This window comes from Streptomyces sp. NPDC050704 (genome assembly GCF_040654355.1).
GTDB lineage: Bacteria > Actinomycetota > Actinomycetes > Streptomycetales > Streptomycetaceae > Streptomyces.
In genome coordinates this window covers 198,673-221,446 of the sequence record NZ_JBFAHW010000002.1, presented here as the reverse complement: position 1 = coordinate 221,446, position 22,774 = coordinate 198,673, and the positions used below count along the sequence as shown (strand labels likewise).

General features: G+C 71.1%; 18 protein-coding genes. 4 read left to right on the top strand and 14 right to left on the bottom strand.

Annotated features, from left to right (window positions below; all coding sequences use genetic code 11):
* Positions 1–274: 274 nt before the first annotated feature.
* From AB0I18_RS01935 to AB0I18_RS01925, 3 genes are all read right to left on the bottom strand, one after another.
* On the bottom strand, positions 275–1,276 hold the full coding sequence (locus AB0I18_RS01935) for a small ribosomal subunit Rsm22 family protein (protein ID WP_363103368.1): 1,002 nt from the start codon (positions 1,274–1,276) through the stop codon (positions 275–277).
* 129 nt (positions 1,277–1,405) lie between these two features.
* Entirely contained in the window at positions 1,406–2,569 is a 1,164-nt protein-coding gene (locus AB0I18_RS01930) for a serine hydrolase domain-containing protein (protein WP_363103386.1), read from the bottom strand.
* A complete protein-coding gene (locus tag AB0I18_RS01925) occupies positions 2,566–3,957 on the bottom strand; it encodes a multidrug effflux MFS transporter (protein ID WP_363103367.1) in 1,392 nt (463 codons plus the stop codon). The genes AB0I18_RS01930 and AB0I18_RS01925 overlap by 4 nt, the downstream gene beginning before the upstream one ends.
* Before the next feature lie 98 nt (positions 3,958–4,055).
* On the opposite strand from AB0I18_RS01925, the gene AB0I18_RS01920 reads away from it, so the two are divergent.
* The gene (locus AB0I18_RS01920; RefSeq protein WP_363103366.1) at positions 4,056–5,066 is read left to right on the top strand and encodes a Gfo/Idh/MocA family oxidoreductase; all 1,011 of its coding nucleotides are present in this window, start codon (positions 4,056–4,058) and stop codon (positions 5,064–5,066) included.
* Positions 5,067–5,187: 121 nt separating this feature from the next.
* Here the strand turns inward: AB0I18_RS01920 and AB0I18_RS01915 are convergent, their stop codons facing one another.
* The gene (locus AB0I18_RS01915; RefSeq protein ID WP_363103365.1) at positions 5,188–6,837 is read right to left on the bottom strand and encodes an alkaline phosphatase D family protein; all 1,650 of its coding nucleotides are present in this window, start codon (positions 6,835–6,837) and stop codon (positions 5,188–5,190) included.
* 143 nt (positions 6,838–6,980) lie between these two features.
* Here AB0I18_RS01915 and AB0I18_RS01910 point away from each other — a divergent pair, with 143 nt between their 5' ends.
* Positions 6,981–7,778, top strand: coding sequence for an SDR family oxidoreductase (locus tag AB0I18_RS01910; protein WP_363103364.1), 798 nt, complete (start codon positions 6,981–6,983; stop codon positions 7,776–7,778).
* 478 nt (positions 7,779–8,256) lie between these two features.
* Here AB0I18_RS01910 and AB0I18_RS01905 read toward each other — a convergent pair whose 3' ends face one another.
* From AB0I18_RS01905 to AB0I18_RS01875, 7 genes are all read right to left on the bottom strand, one after another.
* Positions 8,257–9,294 carry an aldo/keto reductase gene (locus AB0I18_RS01905; protein WP_363103363.1) on the bottom strand — a complete coding sequence of 346 codons (1,038 nt, stop codon included), beginning with the start codon at positions 9,292–9,294 and terminating at the stop codon, positions 8,257–8,259.
* 453 nt (positions 9,295–9,747) lie between these two features.
* Positions 9,748–10,605 (bottom strand): class I SAM-dependent methyltransferase, encoded by an 858-nt coding sequence (locus AB0I18_RS01900; RefSeq protein ID WP_363103362.1) that lies wholly within the window; start codon positions 10,603–10,605, stop codon positions 9,748–9,750.
* Positions 10,606–10,702: 97 nt separating this feature from the next.
* On the bottom strand, positions 10,703–11,926 hold the full coding sequence (locus AB0I18_RS01895) for a GTP-binding protein (protein WP_363103361.1): 1,224 nt from the start codon (positions 11,924–11,926) through the stop codon (positions 10,703–10,705).
* A gap of 88 nt (positions 11,927–12,014) precedes the next feature.
* Entirely contained in the window at positions 12,015–12,713 is a 699-nt protein-coding gene (locus tag AB0I18_RS01890) for a response regulator transcription factor (RefSeq protein ID WP_363103360.1), read from the bottom strand.
* A 554-nt stretch (positions 12,714–13,267) separates the two neighbouring features.
* Positions 13,268–15,292 carry an FtsX-like permease family protein gene (locus tag AB0I18_RS01885; RefSeq protein WP_363103359.1) on the bottom strand — a complete coding sequence of 675 codons (2,025 nt, stop codon included), beginning with the start codon at positions 15,290–15,292 and terminating at the stop codon, positions 13,268–13,270.
* Positions 15,293–15,491: 199 nt separating this feature from the next.
* Positions 15,492–16,178 carry an ABC transporter ATP-binding protein gene (locus AB0I18_RS01880; RefSeq protein ID WP_363103358.1) on the bottom strand — a complete coding sequence of 229 codons (687 nt, stop codon included), beginning with the start codon at positions 16,176–16,178 and terminating at the stop codon, positions 15,492–15,494.
* 80 nt (positions 16,179–16,258) lie between these two features.
* Positions 16,259–16,624, bottom strand: coding sequence for a DUF4333 domain-containing protein (locus AB0I18_RS01875; protein WP_363103357.1), 366 nt, complete (start codon positions 16,622–16,624; stop codon positions 16,259–16,261).
* A 287-nt stretch (positions 16,625–16,911) separates the two neighbouring features.
* On the opposite strand from AB0I18_RS01875, the gene AB0I18_RS01870 reads away from it, so the two are divergent.
* A complete protein-coding gene (locus tag AB0I18_RS01870) occupies positions 16,912–18,096 on the top strand; it encodes a histidine kinase (protein ID WP_363103356.1) in 1,185 nt (394 codons plus the stop codon).
* Between the two features lie 190 nt (positions 18,097–18,286).
* Here the strand turns inward: AB0I18_RS01870 and AB0I18_RS01865 are convergent, their stop codons facing one another.
* Positions 18,287–18,802, bottom strand: coding sequence for a YceI family protein (locus AB0I18_RS01865; protein WP_363103355.1), 516 nt, complete (start codon positions 18,800–18,802; stop codon positions 18,287–18,289).
* 120 nt (positions 18,803–18,922) lie between these two features.
* Between AB0I18_RS01865 and AB0I18_RS01860 the strand changes: the two genes are divergently transcribed.
* Complete coding sequence (locus AB0I18_RS01860; protein ID WP_363103354.1) at positions 18,923–19,447, top strand: MarR family transcriptional regulator; 525 nt, start codon at positions 18,923–18,925, stop codon at positions 19,445–19,447.
* A gap of 96 nt (positions 19,448–19,543) precedes the next feature.
* Here AB0I18_RS01860 and AB0I18_RS01855 read toward each other — a convergent pair whose 3' ends face one another.
* On the bottom strand, positions 19,544–20,926 hold the full coding sequence (locus AB0I18_RS01855) for an SGNH/GDSL hydrolase family protein (RefSeq protein ID WP_363103353.1): 1,383 nt from the start codon (positions 20,924–20,926) through the stop codon (positions 19,544–19,546).
* A gap of 3 nt (positions 20,927–20,929) precedes the next feature.
* Positions 20,930–22,315, bottom strand: coding sequence for a PHB depolymerase family esterase (locus AB0I18_RS01850; RefSeq protein ID WP_363103352.1), 1,386 nt, complete (start codon positions 22,313–22,315; stop codon positions 20,930–20,932).
* Positions 22,316–22,774 lie beyond the last annotated feature (459 nt).

The following is a 22,774-nucleotide window of genomic DNA, read 5'->3' as shown; positions in this document are numbered from 1 at the left end:
AGCTGGCTCTCACCGAGTCCACGCCCAGACCCCCGCATCGGCCTGAACGGCCTCGTCCTCAAACGCCGGACGGGCTGAGTGGGCCGGGACCGGGCTGGGGAGGTGCGCGGGCGGGCTGGGGTCGCGGGCTGGGCTGGAGGGCAGGGCGCAGCCCGCCCTCCAGGGGCGCGGGGAACTGCGCGACCGGCCCCCACCCACCCGCACCCGACACCACACGACACGGGGCCTGGGGCGGAGCCCCCAGGGATGAGACGGGCAGGGGCGGCGGGGGCGACTACACGCCGTGGGGCGGCCACGCGTCGCCCCAGTCCGCGTCCCGGGCCGCCTTGTAGAGAAGACCGTGCCGCTTCGTCACGGTCACGCGCCGCAGGGCCTCCTCCGCCTCACACAGATCCAGCAGCACCTGCCCCTTACGGATCTGCGGCCGCCGTACGACCCGGGACACGGCCGGAGCCACCGGAAGACGGGTGGCGGCGACATAGCTGAACTTCTCGTCCTCGTACGCCAGCGAGCCCCCCTTCACCTGCCGGTGCAGCGAGGAACGGCTGACCCGCGCCGAGAAGTGGCACCAGTCCTCGCCGGGCACGATGGGACAGGCGGCACTGTGCGGACAGGGAGCCGCGATGTGGAAGCCGGCGCCGATCAGCCGGTCCCGGGCGGCAAGGACGCGGGCATAGCCGTCCGGCGTCCCGGGCTCGATGATCACAACAGCCCCGGAGTCGGGGGCCGCGGCGGTCGCGGCGGCGTCCACGACAACCGCACGGGCAGCCTCGGTCAGCTCACCGAGCACATACGACACCGTGACGAGATCACTGCTCTCGATAGTGAGCGCCGCTCCGATCCGAGAGCGCCGCCACTCGGTGGACTTCAACAGCGGGTTCCGCGAGGCGAGTTCACGGCCGAGCGCGAGCGCGGGCTCGGCCCAGTCGAGCACGGTCACCGGCCGCTCCTCGGGCCAGGTCGCGCTCACGGCCCAGGTCGCAGCTCCCGTCCCCCCGCCCACGTCCACATGGCTGCCGGGCGTCCAGTCCGGCACGGCGTCCGCGAAGGCGTCCAGCGCGGCCCGTACCGCCTCGAAGGTCGCGGGCATCCGGTACGCGGCGTACGCGGCCACGTCCGCGCGGTCGCGCAGGATCGGGGCGTCGGTCGGGGTGGTCCCCCGGTAGTTCGCGATCAGCCGCTCGACGGCCTGCGCGGCCGTCTTCGGCGGCAGCCCGTCGAGCAGCCCGGACAGGGCCTCACGCAAGGTCTCAGCTGGGGAAACGGGGACGGTCACGAGGAAATTCTGTCACGGCGGAGCCCTGAGAAATCCCGCACAGTCCCATGCAGTCCCGTGCAGCCCGTGCAGTCCCGTGCAGCCCGTGGAGCCCGTGCAGCCCGCGCAATCCGTGCAGCCCGTGCAGTTCTATGGAGCCGGCAGCGAGCGCTGGCGCCCGTCAGGGCCCCGTACCGCCCGGGCCAGCCGGGTCCCCGCCGCCGCCCGGGGCCCGTTGTCCGGCGGCCGGCGGCGCGGGTGCACCGTGTTGGCGAGCAGCACCAGGAAGGTGTCCGTCGCCGGGTCCAGTACCAGCGACGTACCCGTGAAGCCCGTATGGCCCGCGGCGCCGCGCCCGGCCAGGTCGCCCATGAACCACGGCTGGTCGAGGGCGAAGCCCAGGCCGGGCGGGGTGAAGAGGAGTTCGACGTAGTCGGGGCCGAGGATGCGGGCGGTGCCGTACGAGCCGCCCGCCAGCAGGGTGCGGCAGAAGACCGCGAGGTCGTGCGCGGTCGAGAAGAGACCGGCGTGGCCGGCGACGCCGCCGAGCGCCCACGCGTTCTCGTCGTGGACCTCGCCCCGCAGCATCCCCCGGTCCGCCTTGGCCCACGGCCGCCGCTGGTCCTCGGTGGCGGCCGCGCCCGGGCACGGCCCGAACGCGGTGGCCGTCATCCCGAGCGGGCGGGTGATCCCGTCCCGAATCAGGACGTCCAGCGGTCGCCGGGTGATTCGTTCCAGGACGTGCTGGAGGAGCAGCAGGTTGAGGTCCGAGTAGCCGTACGCGCGGCCCGGCGCCGTCACCGGCTCCTCGGCCCGCAGCAGGGCGAGCCGCGCCGTGTCGCCGGGGCAGTCGTACAGCGGGAGTTCGGGTCGCAGCCCGGAGGTGTGGGTGAGCAGGTGCCGCACGGTGATGCCGTACTCGGCGGCCGCGGTGAAGTCCGGCAGGTACGCCCCCACCCGCGCGTCGATGCCGAGCGTGCCGCGCTCCAGTTGCTGCACCGCGGCCACGCTCGTGAAGAGCTTCGTGAGGGACGCCAGGTCGAAGGGCGTGCACAGGGTCATCGGCGTCCGGGCCTCGCGCGGCAGTTCCACACCGGCGTCGGCCGTCTGGTCGTACGCGGAGTACCGCACCGCCCATCCCACCGCCTCCTCGACGGCGATCACGGGCCCGCGTCCGGCGACCAGCACGGCGCCCGCGGCCCAGGGCCGGTCCCCGCCGGTGAGTTCGCGCAACTCCCGTACGAGGCAATCCAGTTCATCGGGGTCCAGCCCGGCACGTTCCGGTGTGCCGGGGCGCAGTCTCGGTGCGCTCAGCTGTCCGCTCCCTTCAGGTCCGCCTGTCTACGCCAGGGACGGCACAGTCCCATGAAGCAGCCGATGGCCACCAGTGCACAGACCAGTTGGACCACGGCCATCGGGACGGCCGTGTGCTCGCCTGCGACGCCCACCAGGGGTGAGGCGATCGCGCCGACGAGGAAGGAGGAGGTGCCGAGCAGGGCGGACGCGGAGCCCGCCGCGTGCCGGGTGCGCATGAGGGCGAGCGCGTTGGTGTTGGGCAGGCACAGGCTCATCGCGGACATGAGGACGAACAGGCCGACGGCGATCGGCACGAGACCCACCTCGCCGAAGACACCGGTGGCCATCAGCAGCAGCGCGGCCGACGCGGCGGTGATGATCGCGAGGCCGGTCATGAGCACCTTGTCCATGCTGACCCGGCCGACGAGGATCTTGCCGTTGAGCTGGCCGACGGCCACCAGGCCGATCGAGTTGACGCCGAAGAGGATGCTGTAGGTCTGCGGGGAGGCGCCGTAGATTTCCTGGATCACGAACGGCGAGGCCGCGACGTACGCGAAGAGGGCGGCGAAGGCGAAGCCGCCCGCGAGCATGTAGCCGGTGAAGACGCGGTCGGCGAGCAGGCCGCGCATGGTGCGCAGGGCTTCGACGGTGCCGCCGTTGTTCCGCCGCTCCGGCGGGAGCGTCTCGGGCAGCAGCCGCCAGACGATGACGGTGAGCACGATGCCGACGGCGGTCAGGATGTAGAAGACGCCCCGCCAGTCGGTGATCCGCAGCACCTGCCCGCCGATGAGCGGCGCGATGATCGGCGCGACACCGGAGATCAGCATGAGCGTGGAGAAGAACCGCGCCATGGCCACGCCGTCGAACAGGTCGCGTGCGACGGCCCGGGCGATCACGATCGCGGCCGCGCCCGCGAGTCCCTGGAGCAGCCGGAAGACGACGAGCAGTTCGATGGTCGGCGCGAACGCGCAGACGGCGGTGGCGACGATGTAGACGAGCAGCCCCGCCAGCAGGGGCCGCCTGCGCCCCCACTTGTCGCTCATCGGTCCGACGACGAGCTGCCCGAGCGCCATGCCCGCGAGGCACGCGGTGAGCGTCAGCTGCACGGTGGCGGCGGACGCGTGCAGCGAGTCGGTGACCGCCGGAAGCGCCGGGAGGTACATGTCCATGGACAGCGGCGGTACGGCGGTGAGACCGCCGAGGATGAGGGTGACGAGGAGCCCTACGGAGCGGCGGGCGCCCGATGGCGCTGCCGCCCGGGCCGCGGTCGCGGCCGCGGCCGCGGGTGCGGGTGCGGGTGCGGGTGCCGCGTCCGGGACAGGTCTCGCGCTCGGTATGTGCCCCTCCTTGTCGTCCTGGCTGCCCTGGTCGTCCTGGTCCCGCGTGGTGCGGCGACGCTCGGACATGTACCCCTCCTGTATCCCTGTCCTGTTTCCCTGCATGTCGAATCCGGCACCTATGCTCTCAGCTCGGACAGGTGGTCGAGACCAGCGAGAGGTCGGGCATGGCTGAGGAACGCGAACGCGAACGCGTGCGGTGGGGTGTGCTGGCGACCGGCGGGATCGCCGCGGCGTTCACGGCGGATCTGGTCGATCTGCCGGACGCCGAGGTGGTGGCGGTGGCGTCCCGGACCGAGGAGTCGGCGAAGACGTTCGCGGAGCGGTTCGGGATACCCCGGGCGTACGGGGAGGGGGACGCCCTCGCCCAGGACGAGGACGTGGATGTCGTGTACGTCGCGACACCGCACTCGGCGCACCGGGCGGCGGCCGGGCTGTGCCTGGAGGCGGGGCGCAACGTGCTGTGCGAGAAGGCGTTCACGCTGAACGCGCGCGAGGCGCGGGAGCTGGTCGACCTCGCGAAGGAGCGCGGCAGCTTCCTGATGGAGGCCATGTGGATGTACTGCAACCCGCTGATCCGGCGCCTCAAGGCACTCGTCGATGATGGCGCGATCGGTGAGGTCCGTACGGTGCAGGCCGACTTCGGGCTCTCCGGTCCCTTCCCGCCCAGCCACCGGCTGCGCGATCCGGCGCAGGGCGGCGGGGCGCTGCTCGACCTGGGCGTGTATCCGGTGTCGTTCGCACAGCTGCTGCTCGGGGAGCCCTCGGAGGTCATGGCGAGAGCGGTGCTCTCCGACGAGAGCGTCGATCTCCAGACGGGCATGCTGCTCTCCTGGGAGAGCGGCGCTCTCGCTTCGTTGCACTGCTCTCTCGTCGGCGGCACCTCCACCTCCGCCTCTGTCACCGGCTCCCAGGGCCGCATCGACATCCCGTACGGCTTCTTCCACGCCGACCGCTTCGTCCTGCACCGGGACGGCCGCGACCCGGAGGAGTTCACCGCGGCCGACGCGACCCGTGCCAGCCTCAAACACGAGGCCATCGAGGTCATGCGCTGCCTCCGCGCCGGCGAGACCGAGTCCCCACTCGTCCCCCTCGACGGCACCCTGGCGGTAATGCGAACACTGGACGCGGTACGTGACCGAATCGGCGTCACCTACCCAGGAGAGACGGCCACCTGAGGGACGCGCCCCGCCAGGGCGCGCCCCTTCAGGGGCGCGGGGAACTGCGCGACCAGCCACGGACAACCCGCGGCCAACGAACCACCGCAGTCCCCCACCCCTCTCTCTCCCGACGTGAGCACTACACCGGCTTCAACCCCTGCTCCCCCACCTCGGTAACAAAGGACGCGGCGGTCGTGATCGCAGCCCCCGGCGTCGTCACGGCGGGCACGGTCCTGAAATCGACCCGCGCCGAATCACGACCGAGGCCGACCGTCACATACCCCCGGTGCCCGTTGTAGTGCTTCATGTGCGGGTTGGCGGCCAGATACCCCGCCCAGTTGGCCGGCCGCGCGGCGCCGTCCCGCCCGCTGGTGATCGACGTGGTGACGATCTCGGTACCCATCGTGCGAGAACCCTGGTCCGCGAAGTCCCGCTTGATGTCGAAGCCGTACGACACGTGGACATCGCCGGTGAGCACCATCAGGTTCTCCACACCGGCCGCCTCGGCACCCGCGAGGAGCCGCTCGCGGGAGGCGGGGTAGCCGTCCCAGGAGTCCATGCTGAGGGTGGTGTTGCCGGCGGTGGCGTGGTTGCGGCGGGCGAAGACAACCTGCTGCGGGACGACGTTCCACAGCGCGTTCGACTGCTTCCAGCCGTCGGTCAGCCACCGCTCCTGGGCGAGCCCCGGCAGGGTCTGCGACTCGGCCTCCGACTCGGGCGTGGGCGTCTTCCAGCCGTCGCCGTTCGCCTGGTCGGTGCGGTACTGCCGGGTGTCGAGGATGTCGAACTGCGCGAGCCGGCCCCAGAGGAGGCGGCGGTAGAGCCGCATGTCGGGGCCCTCGGGCCGCTGCGGGCGGCGCAGCGGCAGGTTCTCCCAGTACGCGCGGTACGCGGCGGCGCGGCGCAGCAGGAACTCCTCCGGCGGTACGTCGTTCTCGGGGATGTCGTCCGCGTAGTTGTTCTCGGTCTCGTGGTCGTCCCAGGTGACCACGAAGGGGTGCGCGGCGTGGACGGCCCGCAGGTCGGGGTCGGTCTTGTAGAGGGCGTACCGCAGGCGGTAGTCCTCCAGCGTGATCGTCTCCCGGTTGAAGACGTCGGGCAGCACGCGGTCGGTGTAGTTGCGGGCGCCGCCGACGGAGTTGACCGCGTACTCGTACAGGTAGTCGCCGACGTGGAAGACCAGGTCGACGTCCTCCTCGGCGAGATGGCCGTACGCGGTGAAGTACCCGTCGTGGTACGCCTGGCAGGAGACCGCGGCCAGCGTCAGGTCGTCGACGCGGGACCGGGACGAGGGCGCGGTGCGCGTGCGGCCGGTCTCGCTGACCCAACTGCCCACCCGGAAGCGGTAGTAGAAGACGCGACCGGGGTCGAGGTAGCCGACCTCGACGTGCACGGAGTGCTGGAACTCGGGGTGGGCGGCGGCTGTCCCGCGTCTGACGATGCGTCGGAATCTCTCGTCACTGGCCAACTCCCAGTACACGGTGACGCGTTCCTGGGGCAGCCCGGAGTCGGCCTGGTACGGGGTGGGCGCCAGGCGCGTCCACAGCAGCACGGAGGTGGGCAGCGGGTCACCGGAGGCGACGCCGAGGGTGAACGGGTTCTCGGTGATCTTCGCCGCGTCGAGTTCGGCGGCACCCGCCACGCCCGCGGTCGGCAGGTTGGTGGCGAAGGCGAGCGCGGCGGCCGCGCCGGTGACGGTGAGGAAGCGGCGCCGACCGAGGTGACGGGCGGCCGCACGGAGTTCGGGGGCATGCTGCGACTGATGCTGCTGGTGGCCTGTGAGTGTCATCTGGCCCTCCCCTGACGGTTGTTGTACAAGGCATTGGAGTGGCCAGGGTCAACGCCCGACTGTCACGTACACAACAGTCAGATGTCGGACAGATGAGTTCCGCATGGCGGACCCTCGGGGGCGCTCACGTACGCTGCGAGGCCATGGACGCAATGCGAACGAAGATCGCGATCGTGACCGGCGCGGGCTCCGGAATCGGCCGTGCCGTGGCACTGGAACTCCTGCGCACCGGCTGGTCGGTGGCGCTCGCAGGCCGCCGCGCGGAGCGGCTGGAGGAGACGGCGACACTCGCGGAAGCGACACTTCCGGAGGGGCCAAACCCGAACAAGGCCGCCCCTACCGGCTCTGTTTGCGTACGCGCCGACGTGTCGCAACCCGACGACGTGACCGCACTCTTCGCCGCCACACAGGACCGCTTCGGGCGGCTCGACCTGCTCTTCAACAACGCGGGCACGTTCGGCCCCGGCGGCGTGCCGTTCGAGGACCTGCCGTACGAGGCCTGGCGGCATGTGGTCGGCACCAACCTCGACGGGGCGTTCCTGTGCGCGCAGGCGGCGTACCGGCAGATGAAGGAGCAGGACCCGCAGGGCGGCCGGATCATCAACAACGGCTCGATTTCGGCGCATACCCCGCGCCCGCGCTCGGCCGCGTACACGGCGACCAAGCACGCGCTGACCGGCCTCACCAAGTCGCTCTCCCTGGACGGGCGTCCGTACCGGATCGCCTGCGGCCAGATCGACATCGGCAACGCGGCGACCGACATGACCGAGCGCATGCAGACGGGCGCGCTGCAGGCGAACGGGGAGGTCGCGCCGGAGCCCGTGATGGACGCCGCCGACGTGGCCCGCACGGTGCGGCACATGGCGGAGCTGCCGCTGGAGGCAAACGTGCAGTTCGCGACGGTCCTCGCGACAACGATGCCGTTCGTGGGCCGGGGCTGAGCGCTCCGCTGGAAGGACGGTGCTGCTGTATCTACGTGCGGCTCCGCCGCGGGCACGGCCCGGTGGGGGCTGGTCGCTCCCCCACTCTCGGCTTCGCTCGACCGGGGGGACCCCCATCGCGGCGGTAGCCGCATATTCGACACAGCCCCGCGCCCCTTACGGGGCGCTGTACCGCACCGGACTTCACCAAAGCCGCTTAGGGCCCTCCTGATGGATCTCCGTGGACCGGCCCACGATTCAACCTGCACAAGCGGAAGGCGCCAGTCCGCAGCATTTCGGCCGGTGGAGCGCCTATGCTCGACTCACCTCCACCAGAACTTCACACTTGGAGCACAGGGCTTCCGAGCCCCACCGCGCCACATCCTAGGGGGGAGGCGGCAGCCGTTCCGGGTTCACGGGCGGGGGGATCCCGCGTGGGACCGCGGGTCCGGGCCCGAGCCACGGAACGGCTGCCCCAACACGGTGGTTCAGCAGCAGCTCACCGCCCCAGGATGCCGTCGATCTCGATCAACTGCCCTGCGCTGAGCGGCCCTTGGGCAAGTGCTCCCGCGTTCTCCTCGGCCTGCGCGACCGACCGGAAGCCCGGGATCGGTACGGTGCGCGGGCTGCGCGCCCACAGCCAGGCCAGGGCGCCCTGGGCGAGCGTACGGCCGTTGCTGGTGAGGACGGACCGGAGAGACTCGACCGTACGCAGCCACTCCGGGTCGGCGCCTTCGCCCTGCGAGAAGCCCGGCAGCCAGGCGGGCGGGGCACTGCGGATGTCACCGGCTTCGAGAGGCTGTCCGGCGGCGCGCCTGCCCGTCAGGAGCCCCATCGCCAGCGGGCTGCGGTTGATGCTCGCGAGCTCCGACTCCTCGCAGAACGCGAGCATCTCCGGCGCGTCCTGGAGGACGTTGAGGCGGTGCTGCACGGCCGCGCAGTGCGGGCCCTGTGCGAAGACGGCCGCCCGCTCCGGGTCGTCGGTACTCCAGGCGTACGCACGGATGAGCCCCTCGCGCACGAACTCCTCGCAGGTGTCACGGAGTTGGGCGGCCCGGTCCGGTGCGGCGTCGGAGATGTGGAGCTGGTACAGGTCGATGTAGTCGGTGTCCAGGCGTCGCAGCGAGGCGGTCAGCGCTTGACGGGCGTACGCCGGCGAGTCGTCGCTCCCCACGGCGAGACGACGCTCCTCGTCGATCACATTGCCCCACTTGGTCGCGACGACCACGTCGGCCCGCCGCTTGCCGAGCCCCCGCGCGAGGACACGCTCACTGTGCCCGGTGCCGTACGCGTCCGCCGTGTCGAAGAACGTCACCCCGAGGTCGAGAGCGCGGCGGATCGCCCGCACGGACTCCTCGTCGTCGACCTTGCCCCACCCCAGAGGCATTCCGTCCGGCCGCGCCCACTCACCACCGATGGCCCAGCAGCCGAACCCGAGGCCACTCACCTCGATCCCGCTGCGCCCCAGAGTCCTGCGCTCGACACTCCCGGTGTTCCCATTGTTCCCTGCATTCCCGCTGTTCCCACTGTTCTCCATGCCTGTGGACGCTAGGAGTTGGAGTGCGCGCGAAGGCAAGACCCCGGCAGCGACCCGGCCTCATGGCAGGCTCACCACCATGAGCGACGATCACGACGAGGGAACCAGGGCTCCGGCCCCTCACGACTATCTCGATGATCACTAACGCCCGACGCCCGCGAGGTCTTCACGGCGCGCCTGGCCCGTGTCACGGAGCGCTCACTCGGACCGGACCGACTCCCACGACAGGCGGCCGGGGCTACGGAAGCGTCTCTGAATGGCTTAGTGATCCCCAGTGTTGCTCAGAGATGTAAGCCAATCGCCTTCGTGCCCTGGTGCCGATGGACGAGTCCGCCAGCCCGCGTGGCACGTCCCTCCGGACGCTGACCGATCAGGCACACAGGTCCTGACCGGGGAGGGTGCCCGACGTCGCCTGGGCGCCGGGCGTGCGCGTCACACTCTGCCACAGGATCATTACGGTTGGCTAATCCGACTGGTGAGCCTGAGAAGACTGAGCCGGTAGTCCTCGACCTTCGACAGCCGCTGAGCGGCCAGTGACGTGAGCATCTCCTGATACGCCCCGGGCAGGGAGTCGTACAGCTCCGGCGGCAGCGTGGTGAGCGTGTGGGAGGCGAGGAGTCGCGTCCCTGGCCGCCACCGCTCAAGCGCGGCGGGGTCGGGGCAGGACCACTGGATGCGCGCCTCGACCTTGCTCAGCGCGTCGTGCGTGTCCTGCGTGTCGACGACGCCGGGACCGGCGGTGTCCAGGGCGAGCAGCGAGCCGGGAAAGCGCTCGGCGATCAGGTCGACGACATGCCGGACCTCCGGCTCGTCGAGGTACGGAAGCACAGCCTCGGCACTGAAGAAGTACGGACCGTCGGCGCCACCCGCCACATCAGCGGCCCATTCCTCCGCGGTCACCGACGCCGCGATCATCTGTCGCCGCGCGGTGTCGGTGAAGAAGGTCCGTCGCAGCTCGATGACGTCGGGCAGGTCAAGCTCGAACCAGCGGGCGCGGCCGTTGTCGGTGCGCTCGTAGCGGGTGTTGAGGCCGGTGCCGATCTCCACGACCGTGCCGTCCGGGTGGGCGACCAGGAAGTCGCGTATCCAGCGGTCGAAGAGGGAGGTGCGCAGCACGGAACCGAACAGGCTGGGCAGACCGTCGAAGCGGGCGAAGTCGTAGTCGATCGCTTCGGTGATCGCCTCGACCATCTCCTCGGCACGTGGATCGCGCAGCGCCGGTTCCGGCTTCCGGTTCTCCACCGCCCGCCCGTACAGCGGGATGAGCAGGGTTTCCTGGACCGTGCCGAGTTGTACGCCGCGGTCGGTCATGGCCGCCTCCGTCGTCGTCGAGAGCCGTACGGGATGTCGGGGTGGTTCGGCCGGGACGGGCGGTGCCGTGGCTGCGACCACCGCCCGCCCCGGAGCTTCAGGACTGCGTCACGAGCGCGGGGTGGTGTACGTGTCCGTCTTCGTGTTCGCATGTGTCGTCGATGCCCGTGGTGTCCCAGGCGGGGAACGGGTCGACGGGCGGGAGGAGTTCACCGTCGGTCATGAGACAGCCGGTCAGGGCGGTTCGCAGGGCCTCGGTGTGCAGGTCGGTGCCGATGAAGACCAGTTCCTGGCCCTGGGCGGCGTCCGGGTCGCGGGCACCGGAGGGTTCGAAGCGGGCGACGGAGCCGGCCTGCGACCACACGCCGGTCACGTTCGGGCGGCTGGCCAGCCAGAAGAAGCCCTTCGAGCGCAGCACCCGGCCGAAGGCCCCGCTGTCGAGGTCCTGGGTGACGAAGGCCCACAACCGGTCCGGATGGAAGGGCAGTTCGGAACGGAAGACCGTGCTGGAGATCCCGTACTCCTCGGTCTCCGGCACATGCTCGCCGTTGAGCTCCATGACCCAGCCCGGGGCCTGCTGGGCCCGCTCCAGGTCGAACAGCCCCGTGCCGAGCACTTCTCGGAGGTCCACGCGGCCGAGAGTGGCCGGGACTACGCGGGCGACCGGGTTGAGCCGGGTCAGCGTGGCCCGCAGCCGGTCGGCCGTCTCCGCGTCGACGAGGTCGAGCTTGTTGAGGACGATGACGTCGGCGAACTCGACCTGGTCCACGAGCAGATCACTCACGGTGCGCTCGTCGTCCTCGAACGGGGCGAGCCCGCGCTCCGCGAGTTCGTCCCCGCCCGCCAGCTCGGGCAGGAAGTTCAGGGCGTCGACCACGGTGACCATGGTGTCGAGGAGGGCCAGGTCGCCGAGCGTGGCCCCGTCGTCGCGCGGGAAGGCGAAGGTGGCGGCGACAGGCATCGGCTCGGAGATACCACTCGACTCGATCAGCAGATGATCGAAGCGACCCTCCCGGGCCAGCCGGTCGATCTCCTCCAGCAGGTCGTCACGCAGGGTGCAGCAAATACAGCCGTTGGTCATCTCGACCAGCCGCTCCTCGGTGCGCGACAGGGCGGCCTCGCCGCCCCGCACCAGTGCGGCGTCGATGTTGATCTCGCTCATGTCATTGACGATGACCGCGACGCGCAACCCCTCACGGTTACCGAGGACATGATTCAGCAGGGTGGTCTTGCCGGCACCGAGGAAGCCGGAGAGCACGGTCACCGGCAGCCGACGGTCGCCACTGGTCGACGGCGTCTCGGGTAGGGCGTGTGTGGCCATCTCTGCTCTCCTGGTCCGGGCGGTCGACCCACACGCTATATGAAAATGGGTCCCATTTCCACAGAGCTGCGACAGCCACCCGGAAGGACTACGAAGGGCCGTCGGCGTGGCCGGTCCGCCAGGCCCAGGCGGCGATCTCCACACGGTTCCGGGCGGAGAGCTTGTGCTGGACGCTGGTGAGGTGCGTCTTGACGGTCGAGAGGGAGACGAACAGGGACGCGGCGATCTCGGCGTTGGTGTGACCGAGGGCGACGAGACGTACGACGTCCAACTCGCGCTCGGTGAGCGGTTCTTGGGGCAGTGCGGGCTCGAACGCGACATGCGTCGGTACCGATGCGGGCGGCTGCGCGGCGGTGACGTGCTTGAGGAGGCGCACGGTGACCGACGGGGACACCAGTGAGTCGCCGACCGCCGCGGCGCGGACCGCCTCGGCGAGCAGGGTCGGCCCGGAGTCCTTGAGCAGGAAGCCGCAGGCGCCGCCGTTCAGGGCGCCGTAGACGTACTCGTCGAGGTCGAAGGTGGTGACCACGACCACCCGCATCGGGTCCGCGACATCCGGTCCAGCCAGGATCCGGGTGGCCTCCAGGCCGTCCAGCTTCGGCATCCGGATGTCCAGCAGACAGACATCCGGCCGCAGTCGCCGGGCCAGCGTCACGGCCTCCTCCCCGTCGCGGGCCTCCGCGACCACGGTGATGTCCGGTTGCGCATCGAGGAAGAAACGGAACCCCGTACGGACCATGTCCTGGTCGTCGGCGATCAGGACGCGGATGGGAGTGCGGTCGGTCATGGGCGCATCTTGCCTGAGCCTCCGGCGGTTGGGCGGCTTATTGGGTGCGGGTCGTCTGGGCTGGGTGCCGTTCCCTGCGCCCCGGAAAGCTGGGGTGCCTCGGGTCAGTTTGCAGGGTGCGGCTCCGTTGTGGCTGGTCGCGCAGTTCCCCGCGCCCCTAAAAGATTGGGGTGGCTCAGGTTGGTTCGTAGGGTGCAGGTCGGCTGTGGCTTGTCGCGCCGTTCCCCGCGCCCCTGAAAAGACAAAGACCGGGGACCTTGGGACGGTGTGCACAGTGCGGGCCGGTGGGGGCTGGGTGCGCAGTTCCCCGCGCCCCTAAAAGGTCAATGGCCGCAGCCCTCACCTTCCTGCTGTCGGCTCTCCGGCGTGAGGGGTCGTGTCGGGGTGTCCGATCGCCGCGGCAACATGCCATGACCGAATATCCCAGAGCGGCGATCGGATACCCCGTCGCGGCACCGACCCCACCACCCACCTCCCCAGGGGCGCGGGGAACTGCGCGACCAGCCCCCACCCACCCGCAGACAAACAACCAACCAACCCAACCCCCGGACCCGTCAGTCCGGCTGCTGTGCCGGATTGTCGGTTACGGCCCGCAACAACGGCCGACTGCCCCCAATCGCCGCGAACATCGCCACGGCCCCGACCAGCACACTCACCGCCAACTGCACCACACCAGCCGTATCAACAGTCGTCCCAGTCGCCTTGTTCAACTCCATCGCCCCGTAGATCCCGAACCCCGTCATCCCCCCGGCAAGCACCACCAGCGGAACCACAGTCTCCCGAACCCGAGCCCGGTCAAGAACCCTGAGCGGCGTACCGGCCAACCGCAGCAGCCCGTAGACACGCCGCCGATCGAGCACATTCGCCGCAGCCGTGAGCCCGGCAGACGCGGTCGCCGCGACGAAGCCCATGGTCAGAGTCGCCAGGCTCAGACTCCGCAGCGCGCCCCCGGCCATGTCATCGACCGCGGTGAAGTACTCCTGGGTATTCGGCGGCGATGAAGGACTGAGCGGCATCAGCGCGGTCACAGCGGCATCGACCTGGGCCGGACCACCGGAGACCTGAGCCGTGATCCCGGTCGCCCCCATCAGCGCGGAGTCCCAGTCCTCGGCACGCACCCGCACGGTGGCCTTCACCCCCGCGTCCTTGAGCAGCTCACGGGCCTGGTCGGCGGCCTCCCGTACCGCGGCGGGATGCTCGTCGGCGACGGCCACCCCAACCTGGCCCGGGAATTCGAAGCCGTCGAACTCCAGGTGCGACACGGAGAGGAACCCGGCCACGAACCCCGCCATCACCAGACCGCTGACAGTGCGCCACGCACCACGCGGATCATCGCTGAGCCTACGGGCGGCCAGCAACGTCGCCGGGCGCCGGGCGAAGCGGCCCAGGATCCGGCCGAGCCGGTCCACCACCCAGGGCCCCATCACCCAGTACGCCCCGTAGAAGAGCGTCATCAGCAAAACCAGGTGAGAGGTCTTGAGGCCGCCACCGCGAGCGGTGACGGCGATGTAGGCCAGCGCGCCGACGAACAGGAGCAGTCGGATCACCCGGGTACGCCGCGGATCGGCCTGCTGGGCGACACCCAGCGGCGAACGGGCCACCTGCCGCAACGTGGTCACCGCACTGACAGCGGTGAGCAGCGCCACCCCCACCACCACCGCGAGCAGACCGGACACCCCGACCCACAGCTCGCCGGTGTACCAGGTGCCGATGCCGAACGGGAAGCGCGCCAGCGCCGGCAGCAGCGCGCAGTAGGCGAGGGCACCGACGACCGCGCCGGCCACACCGACGACCGCCGCCTCGGCGCCGGTCATCGCGAGGATCTGCCGGGGAGTCGCCCCGGCCAGCCGCAGCGCGGCGAGCCGCTGTTCGCGACGGGCCGCCCCCAGCCGCCCGGCCGCGGCGGCCAGCACCGCCACCGGCACCACGAGCAGACCGGCGCCGATCAGCGTCAGGTTCTGGTCGTCCGCGGTGAAGGGACTCGGGGTGGTGCCCGAGTAACCGGAGACGACGGCACGGGCCGCCAGCCCGTCCCCGAAGTCGAAGTCAGAGTGCCCCGCGGCGACGGAGACCGCCGGGTCGGACGCGGCGCGGCCGACGACGGCCAGCAGGTCATCGGGCGAGGCCAGTCCGGCGTCGCCGATCGTCCGGTACGAGTCGGTCTTCGGGAAGCGGTCGGCGAGCTGGTTCGCGGGGAGCTTGCGCACGAGGTCGGCGAGGGCCGGGGAGAGGTACACCTGCCCGGGTTTCGGGAAGGCGGTGAGGCCCGGTGGTGCGGGGGCCGGCCCCCGGTCGGGCAGGTGGGCGAGGTTGACGACGGTGACCGGGTCGCCGCGTACGAAGGTGGTGGCCAGGGCCTGGACGGCGGTGCCCTGCTTGTCGGGCTTCGGGGTGAGCCAGGCCGTGCGGTCGGCGCGGGCGTCGGCACCGAGCCATGCGGCGAACAGGACCAGCAGCACCAGGGCGCTGACCGCGGCGGCCGCCGCGGCGAGCAGCTGGCCCTGCAGGCCGCGCCGACCGGAGCGGCGGGCGAGATGCCAGGTCAGGGGCAGGACGGAAGAAGAGGACGACGAGGGCATGGAGGGCTCCGGGGTATGGCTCGGAAGATGAGTCCGGCTCGAAAGGGCGGGCGCGAGTCAAAGGCAGCCACAGATCTCAGAGCGAGCGCGGACAGCGCGGCGGGCGCAAAGCGAAGAACAGGTGAGGGTGCAGGTCGAAGGGCAAGCCCAGTCCAAGCCGACAAGCCCGATCAGCAAGGCGAGTGGGGACACGTACCGCTCAGGGAGCCACCGTGTACTGGCTGTGGCTGTGGACCAGGCCGTCGCGGACCTGGAGGATCCGGTCGCAGTGGGCGGCGACCTCGGCGTCGTGCGTGACCACGACCAGCGAGGCGCCCTGCGCGCGGGTGACGCTGGTGAGCAGCCGGATGACCTCCTCCCCGGTGGTCTGGTCGAGCGCCCCGGTCGGCTCGTCGGCGAACACGACATCCGGTTCGGCCACCAGCGCACGGGCGATCGCCACCCGCTGAGCCTGCCCGCCGGACAGCTGCCCGGGACGGCGCCCCTCCAGGCCGTCCAGGCCCAGCGGCGCGAACCAGCGGCGGGCCTGTGCGACCGCCGCCTTGCGGGGTGTGCCCTCCAGCATCAGCGGCAGGGCGATGTTCTCGTCGGCGGGCAGCTCGGGCAGCAGCTGCCCGAACTGGAAGACGAACCCGAAGCGCTTGCGCCGTAGTGCGCTGAGCCGGTTCTCGCCCCAGTGATCGATACGTTCGCCGCGCAGCAGCACCTGGCCGTCGTCGGGGCGGATGATCCCGGCCAGGGTGTGCAGGAGGGTCGACTTTCCGGACCCGGAAGGGCCCATGATGGCCAGCGACTCGCGCTCGCCGACCGCGACGTCGACTCCGGCGAGAGCCGTGGCGGACGCGTACTTCTTGACCAGGCCGAGCCCGGACAGGACGGTGCCCATGATCGTGTGCCGTTCCCTTCTCAGTACTTCTCGGTATTCCTCGGTGTTTGTCAGCGCTGCTCAGCGCTACTCGGTGCCGCTCAGCGCTCGAACTTCCAGGTGATGGACGTGTCGGTGGCCTTGACCACCCGCACCGGGATCTCGACCTCCTCGTCGTTCGCCTTCGCCGTGCAGGTGATGGTGGCGCCGGCCACGGCCTTCAGACCGGTCGGGCAGGACACGTGGCCGATGGGGCGGCCGACCCACGGCAACGGCTTGTACTTGGAGCCGATGCGGCCCGCGACGATGTCGCTGCTGAGGGCCTTGTGGCCGTCCACCGTCACGGTGGTGTAGCGGTCCAGGCCCGAGGTGGACTGGGTGCCGCTCACCGCGTAGGTCAGGCCGGTGCCGGCGCCGAGAACGACGACCGTCGTGACGCCGATGGTGACCAGGTGCTTGCGCTGCATGGGTTTCTCCTGAGGTCGAGCGAGTTCGAGTGAGGACGAGTGCGTACGAGTGCGGCCCGAGCGAGACGGGACGAGGCCCGGGTCTCGGCATGCCTCGACTCTCGCCGCCGGACGGCACCCCGCACCTCGGCCGAACGGCCACTGTCCCGAGCCCCGCTCACCGCCGGGTCAGCCGATCGGCCGATCCACCCTTCGGCGGCCGCTCCGTACGGTGGGCCGCGTGAACCTCGTGCATCAGATCGACGCCCCCCGCCGCGCCCCGCCCCCGCAGGCAGGACTGCCTGCGGGTGGCAGCCCTCACCGTTCTGGTCCTGCTGGCACTCGGGGACCTGCTGCTCGCGGGCTCCGCCGCCGACGGTTCCGTCTGGCCGGCGTTCCTGGTGCTCTCGCTCGGCCTGGCCGCCGTGCTCTGGCCCGTCGCCCGCCGACCCGCGTGGCTCACCCCGCAGCTGCGTACCGCCGTGCCCGCGGGCGTCTCCGTCGTACTGTCCGCCGTCGCCGCCGTGACCGGCCGGATGGAACAGCCCGGCCCCGGCGAGGCGACGATCCTGCTGTGCCTGCTGATGGTGGCCGTCCGTACCTGCCCGCCCAGGTGGGCGGGCGTGTGCGCCGGACTGACCGGCGGAGCCGTCCTCGCCCTCCCGCTCCGCGGGCTCCAGACAACCCTCCAGAACAACGACCTGGGTTTCCTGTTCGCGGTCACGCTGGCACTCGTCCTACCGGTCGGCATCATCGGCGGACTCGCCGCCTATCTCCGCACCCTGGACAACCGGCGCGCTCTCGCGGTCACCGAGACCCGTCGCTTCGAACGCCTCGCCATGGCGGCCGACCTGCACGACTTCGTCGCGCACCATGTCACCGGCATCCTGGTCCAGACGCAGGTGGCGCGCATGATGGCCGTCACCGAGCCGGACCGTCTCGACCCGGTCCTGGCCGACATCGAGCACGCCGCCACCGAGGCCCTCGCCTCCATGCGCCGCACGGTCGGCATCCTGCGCGAGGGTCCCCAGGAGGCGGCCGGACCGGACCTCGCCGACCGGCACCCGGCGGCCGACCTGTCGGCGGTCGCGGACCTGGTCGAGGGTTTCGGCGGCTTCGTCGGTCCGAAGGCCGTGCTGCACCGCACCCCCGCGGTGCCCGGGGACCTGCCCCACGAGGTGCAGTCCGCCGCCCACCGTGTCGTCCAGGAAGCCCTGACGAACGTACGACGTCACGCGGCCGACGCCACCGAGGTCACGGTGGGCCTGACGTACGAGGAGGGCACGTTGCACGTGACCGTGCGCGACGACGGCCACGGCGGCACGCAGATGCCGTACGCGGCTCGCGGCGGCGGTTTCGGCATCGTCGGACTCACCGAACGTGTCACCGCCCTCGGCGGCGAACTGCGCACGGGCCCGCGCCCGGACACCGGCTGGGAGGTGACGGCCCTGCTCCCCGCCGCGGGGGTGGGCGCGAAGCGACTGGCCACTTGAGCCCGACGCTGTGCCTGTGTGCCTGTGTACATGTGTGCTTCGCGTGTACCTGTGTGCTTCGCGAAAGGACCCGGTTGCCCGTCGGACAGCATCGCCACTCCGCGTGCCGTCCGACGGGCAACCGGGTCCTCACACATCGATGCCCCCGACGGCACCGACACACGACCGCACCCGCTCCGCGCGGACGCGCCTACGCCGAGGTGCGCGTGAAGCTGAGCGTCGACGTGACCGTGGTCAGGCCGCGGATCATGCCCAGCTGGTTCCAGCCCATGCCGAACTGATCCCGGTCCACGGTGAACTCCGTGGTGAGCGTGACCGCGTCGGCGCTCACCTCGGTGACGCGGGCGGTGGCGGACTGCGGGCGGCTGATGCCCCGCACGGTCAGCTGGCCGGTGACCTCGACGGTGTCGTCCTGCCGGAGCACGGCGTTGCGGACGGCGAAGACGACGGCGGGGTGCCGCTCGGCGTCGAAGAAGTCGGCGCCGCGCAGGTGCGTGTCCCGCTTGGCGTTCTTGGTGTCCAGGGAAGCGGCGTCGAAGGTGATCGTGCCGCGGGCGGTGCCGTCGGGCTGGACCTCGCCCTCACCGGTGACACCGCTGAAGGTGCCCTTCACCGTGACCATGCCCCACATCGTCTTGTGCTTGATGGCGACGGTGGAGCGGGCGGGGGCGAGCTGCCACAGTCCGGTTTCTACGGCGACGGTCATGGGGTTTCTCCTGACAGGTACAGACAGTGAGCACGGGGGGCGTCACCCATGTCATCCAAATTTGGATAACCTCACGCTAGCGGGTTATCCAAAAATGGACAACCGGTAGACTGTGACACCATGGCCGACTCTCCCGCCCCCGCTGACCAGCACGAACGCGAGCCGACGGACGACGAGAAGCTGCTACCGCCGGAACTGCGGGCCTGGATGCGCATGCTGGCCGCCGCCGGGACGATCGAGCAGCAGCTGCGTTCCCGTGTCAAGGACGCCATGGGCGTCTCGCACGACGAGTTCCTGGTGCTGTGCCTGCTGGCCGACACGCCCGGTTCCAGCCTGCGGATGACCCGGATCGCGGAGATGCTGGGCCGTCCGAAGACGCGGCTGACCTACCAGGTCGCCTGTCTGCACCACGCCGGGCTGATCACCAAGAGCTCCGCGTGCGGCGACCGGCGCGGCGTCGAGGTGGCCCTCACGGACAAGGCGCGCCGCCTGCTGGGCGAGTCCTCGCGCCCCCTTGCCGACGCGGTCTCCGAGGCCATCGCGCAGACGGCCTGCTCGCAGCAGTTCGGGGAGTTGCACAACCTGCTGTCGGCCTTCCCGATCCCCGAGGAAGACCCCGGGAACGCCCCTGAGAAGACGGAGTGACGGAGCAGCCGAAGCGGAGGCACCCAGGTCCGGCCCCCGCGACAGGGCCCGGGACCATGCCCTTCCTGGTCCCGGGCCCCGTCGTTGCCTGCCTGCCTACTCCGCGAGGCGGAGTGGCGCGCGGAACAGCCGGAGCGGGACCGCGTCCGCCAGGGCCCGGTAGCCGTCGGGGTTGAGGTGCAGCCAGTCCCCGTCGTGGAGGGTGGGACGCAGCCGCCGCGGGTCCGCCGGGTCGCGGACGGCACGGTCGAAGTCGATCACCGCGTCGAACCGGCCGCTGGTACGGATCCAGGAGTTGACCGCCTGGCGTGCCGTCTCGCGGTGCCCGTCCGGGTCGTCGTACATCGTGTTGCCGCCGAGGGGCGTCAGCGTGGCGCCGTACACACGGATGCCCTGCGCGTGCGCCCGGACGAGGATCTGCTCGTACGCGGCGATCAGTTCGGCGGTGACGGCACGCTGGGCGGCCGGGGTGGCCGCGGCGGTGCCGATGTCGTTGACCCCCTCGAAGACGACCAGCCAGGAGACTCCGCTGCGGGACAGGATGTCGCGGTCGAGGCGGGCGAGGACGTTGGGGCCGAGGCCGTCGTTGAGGACGCGGTTGCCGCCGGCCGCCTGGTTCAGCACGGCGACGTCGTCGGTGGCGGGTTGGCCGCGGAGCCGGTCCAGGAACTGGTCGGGCCAGCGGTTGTTCCCGTTGGTGGTGGAGCCGCGGCCGTCGGTCAGGGAGTCGCCCAGCACGGCGACCGCCGCCGTGGACGGGCCGGAGAGCACCTCGACGTCGCTGAGCAGGTACCAGTGGTTGACGGGGGTCGCCCGCGGGAGGTCCTGGTCCTGGGTGTGGTCGGCGTTCTGGAGGTACGAGGTGGTGCGTGATCCCGGGTGCGAGGTGAGCGCGAGGGACGGCTGACCCTCGGCGAGGTAGGTGGTCACGGTCAGGTTGGAACCCGGGCGGAGGTCGAACTCCAGGGGATCGGAGACGACTTGGGCTCCGGCGGGGACGGTCGCGGACTTCCGTCCGCCGAAGGTCACCTCTTTCAGGGTGCCGGCCTCGATCGCGCCGACCCCGGCCCGTCCGTCGAGCGGGAGTGCCACGGACACCGCCGTGAGGGGCAGCGCGGTGTCACCGAAGGCGTTGGAGAAGCGCAGCCGCATGCGCTCACCGCCCGTCGACACCCGCACGGTCTGCCGCAGGGTGGTGTCGACCAGGACGGCACGCTCTCCGGTGAACGGCGGGGGCGGCATGTTGGAGGGCTCCGTGAGCTGCGGCATCGCGGTCCAGGTGTTGACCCAGTGCCGGGACTGCTGGACGGCGGCTGCCGCGGGTGACTTCACGGCCCGTACGGAGGTCTCCTCGCCGCCCGTGTCTCCCGTCACGGACGCCGTGGCGGCCAGGGCCAGGGCGAGCGCGCCGGTGGCCATCAGGCGGGCGAACGGAACGCGTCCCGACGGGCTCGATGACCTGAGGAGTTTCAGTCTCATGGGTCAACTCACCGCGCAGACCGTGCCGTTGAGGCTGAAGGCGGCCGGGGCCGCGCTGTTGCCCGTATGACCGGCCTGGTAGCCGATGGTGACGCCAGAGCCCGGGGCGATCGTGCCGTTGTACGCGGCGTTGGTGGCGGTCACCGCACCGCTCGCCGGGGTGTACGTGGCGCCCCAGCCGTTGGTGACGGTCTGGCCGGTGGGCAGGGTGAAGCCCAGCTGCCAGCCGTTGACCGGTGTCGTACCGGTGTTGGTGATCGTCACCGAGGCGGTCAGGCCCGTGCTCCAGGCACTGGTGGAGGCGGTCACCTTGCAGGCGCCGGGCTGGGGCTGGGGCGCGGGACCCGATGCGTCCAGGCCGAAGAAGGTGATCACTCGGGCCGCCATGCCCCAGCTGTACAGGTTGTGGCCGACACCCTGGAGGCTGATCGCCTCGACGGGAGCCCGGTCACCGGTGGCGCCGTAACGGGTACGGGTCCAGCCGGACTGGGGCGAGTCGGTGGCGGCCGGGGTCTGGCTGACGCCCAGCACGTTGGTCCACTGTTTGATCTCCTCCCCGAAGTTGGGGTAGCGCAGGACGTCGTCCTCGGTGCCGTGCCACAGCTGCATACGCGGTCGGGGGCCGGTGTAGCCCGGGTAGGCGGCGCGGACCAGGTTGCCCCACTCCTGCGGGGTGTGGGTCACGGTGCCACCGGAGCAGGCGCTGTTCCACTCGGAGCCGTCGGTCGTGGCGAAGCAGCCGAACGGCACGCCCGAGAACGCGGCGCCCGCCGCGAACACGTCGGGGTAGTCGCCCAGCAGGACGTTCGTCATCATCGCGCCGGAGGAGATGCCGGTGGCGAAGATTCTGTCGGTGTCGGCTGAGTAGGTGCGGGTGACCCAGTCGATCATCGATTTGATGCCGACCGGGTCGCTGCCGCCGCCGCGCCGCAGCGCCTGCGGCGAGGAGACGTCGAAGCACTTGCTGGCGCGGGTGACCGACGGGTAGACGACGATGAAGCCGTAGCGGTCGGCCAGTGAGGCGTACTCGGTCCCGGAGTGCATCGCCGGGCCGGATCCCGTGCAGTAGTGGACGGCCACCACGACCGCGGGGTCGGCGGTGACGTTGTCCGGTACGTAGAGGTACATCTGCAGGTTGCTGGGGTTGCTGCCGAAGTCGGTGACCTCGGTGAGGGCCGCGGCGGGAGCCGCCGCGCGGGCTGGGACCACGGGCCCTGCGACGGGAGCCGCCGCGCGGGCCGGTACTCCGGGCGCGGTCGTCTCCGTACGGGCTGAGGCCCCGGGCGCGGCGAGGAGCATCGTCGCGAGCAAGGACACCAGGGCTCCGAAGAGCACGGCGAGCACCGAACGCGACGGTTTCCTCGGGGTGTTGCTGCCAGTGGCGGACATGTCTGTCCCTTCCGGTCACGGCTTGTGGGGATGGCGCGGTGGAGCGACACCATGCGCCGGGGCCAGGCGCATGGCATGGTCATGACTGTCGTGGAAGCGCTCCCACAGAGTGGAGACCGAAACCGGCCACTGCGGACGGCTCGCGTCGGCCACGGGCCTCGGCCACGTGTCGGGCGGGCATGCGGATGCCCCGAGTGGCACGTTTGCCTCTGGCGGCGGGGTGGCTCCGCGCGGGCCGGGCTGGGCGGCTGAGGCGGTGCGCGTGAGGCGGTGCGGGTGAGGGCGGCCGCCTCCCGGACTCAGAGCAGCTGATTCCGTCTCAGCCTGCCTGCCCGGTAGGCGAGTTGGAGGCGTCGTCGCCTCTCAGGGTGCGCGGGCGGGGCGTTGGCATCTCCGCCGGCCCCGGCCGACACGCCTCAACGGGCGGAACGGCCGGGCCAGTAGCCGAAGTCGCGGCGG

Excerpts from the sequence above, each read along its gene's own strand:
- AB0I18_RS01885 (WP_363103359.1), bottom strand. The coding sequence starts at position 15,292 with ATGCCCTCGTCGTCCTCTTCTTCCGTCCTGCCCCTGACCTGGCATCTC.
- AB0I18_RS01915 (WP_363103365.1), bottom strand. The coding sequence starts at position 6,837 with ATGACACTCACAGGCCACCAGCAGCATCAGTCGCAGCATGCCCCCGAA.
- AB0I18_RS01890 (WP_363103360.1), bottom strand. The coding sequence starts at position 12,713 with ATGACCGACCGCACTCCCATCCGCGTCCTGATCGCCGACGACCAGGAC.
- AB0I18_RS01875 (WP_363103357.1), bottom strand. The coding sequence starts at position 16,624 with ATGCAGCGCAAGCACCTGGTCACCATCGGCGTCACGACGGTCGTCGTT.
- AB0I18_RS01855 (WP_363103353.1), bottom strand. The coding sequence starts at position 20,926 with ATGAGACTGAAACTCCTCAGGTCATCGAGCCCGTCGGGACGCGTTCCG.
- AB0I18_RS01925 (WP_363103367.1), bottom strand. The coding sequence starts at position 3,957 with ATGTCCGAGCGTCGCCGCACCACGCGGGACCAGGACGACCAGGGCAGC.
- AB0I18_RS01860 (WP_363103354.1), top strand. The coding sequence starts at position 18,923 with ATGGCCGACTCTCCCGCCCCCGCTGACCAGCACGAACGCGAGCCGACG.
- AB0I18_RS01850 (WP_363103352.1), bottom strand. The coding sequence starts at position 22,315 with ATGTCCGCCACTGGCAGCAACACCCCGAGGAAACCGTCGCGTTCGGTG.
- AB0I18_RS01920 (WP_363103366.1), top strand. The coding sequence starts at position 4,056 with ATGGCTGAGGAACGCGAACGCGAACGCGTGCGGTGGGGTGTGCTGGCG.
- AB0I18_RS01880 (WP_363103358.1), bottom strand. The coding sequence starts at position 16,178 with ATGGGCACCGTCCTGTCCGGGCTCGGCCTGGTCAAGAAGTACGCGTCC.
- AB0I18_RS01900 (WP_363103362.1), bottom strand. The coding sequence starts at position 10,605 with ATGACCGACCGCGGCGTACAACTCGGCACGGTCCAGGAAACCCTGCTC.
- AB0I18_RS01910 (WP_363103364.1), top strand. The coding sequence starts at position 6,981 with ATGGACGCAATGCGAACGAAGATCGCGATCGTGACCGGCGCGGGCTCC.
- AB0I18_RS01865 (WP_363103355.1), bottom strand. The coding sequence starts at position 18,802 with ATGACCGTCGCCGTAGAAACCGGACTGTGGCAGCTCGCCCCCGCCCGC.
- AB0I18_RS01905 (WP_363103363.1), bottom strand. The coding sequence starts at position 9,294 with ATGGAGAACAGTGGGAACAGCGGGAATGCAGGGAACAATGGGAACACC.
- AB0I18_RS01895 (WP_363103361.1), bottom strand. The coding sequence starts at position 11,926 with ATGGCCACACACGCCCTACCCGAGACGCCGTCGACCAGTGGCGACCGT.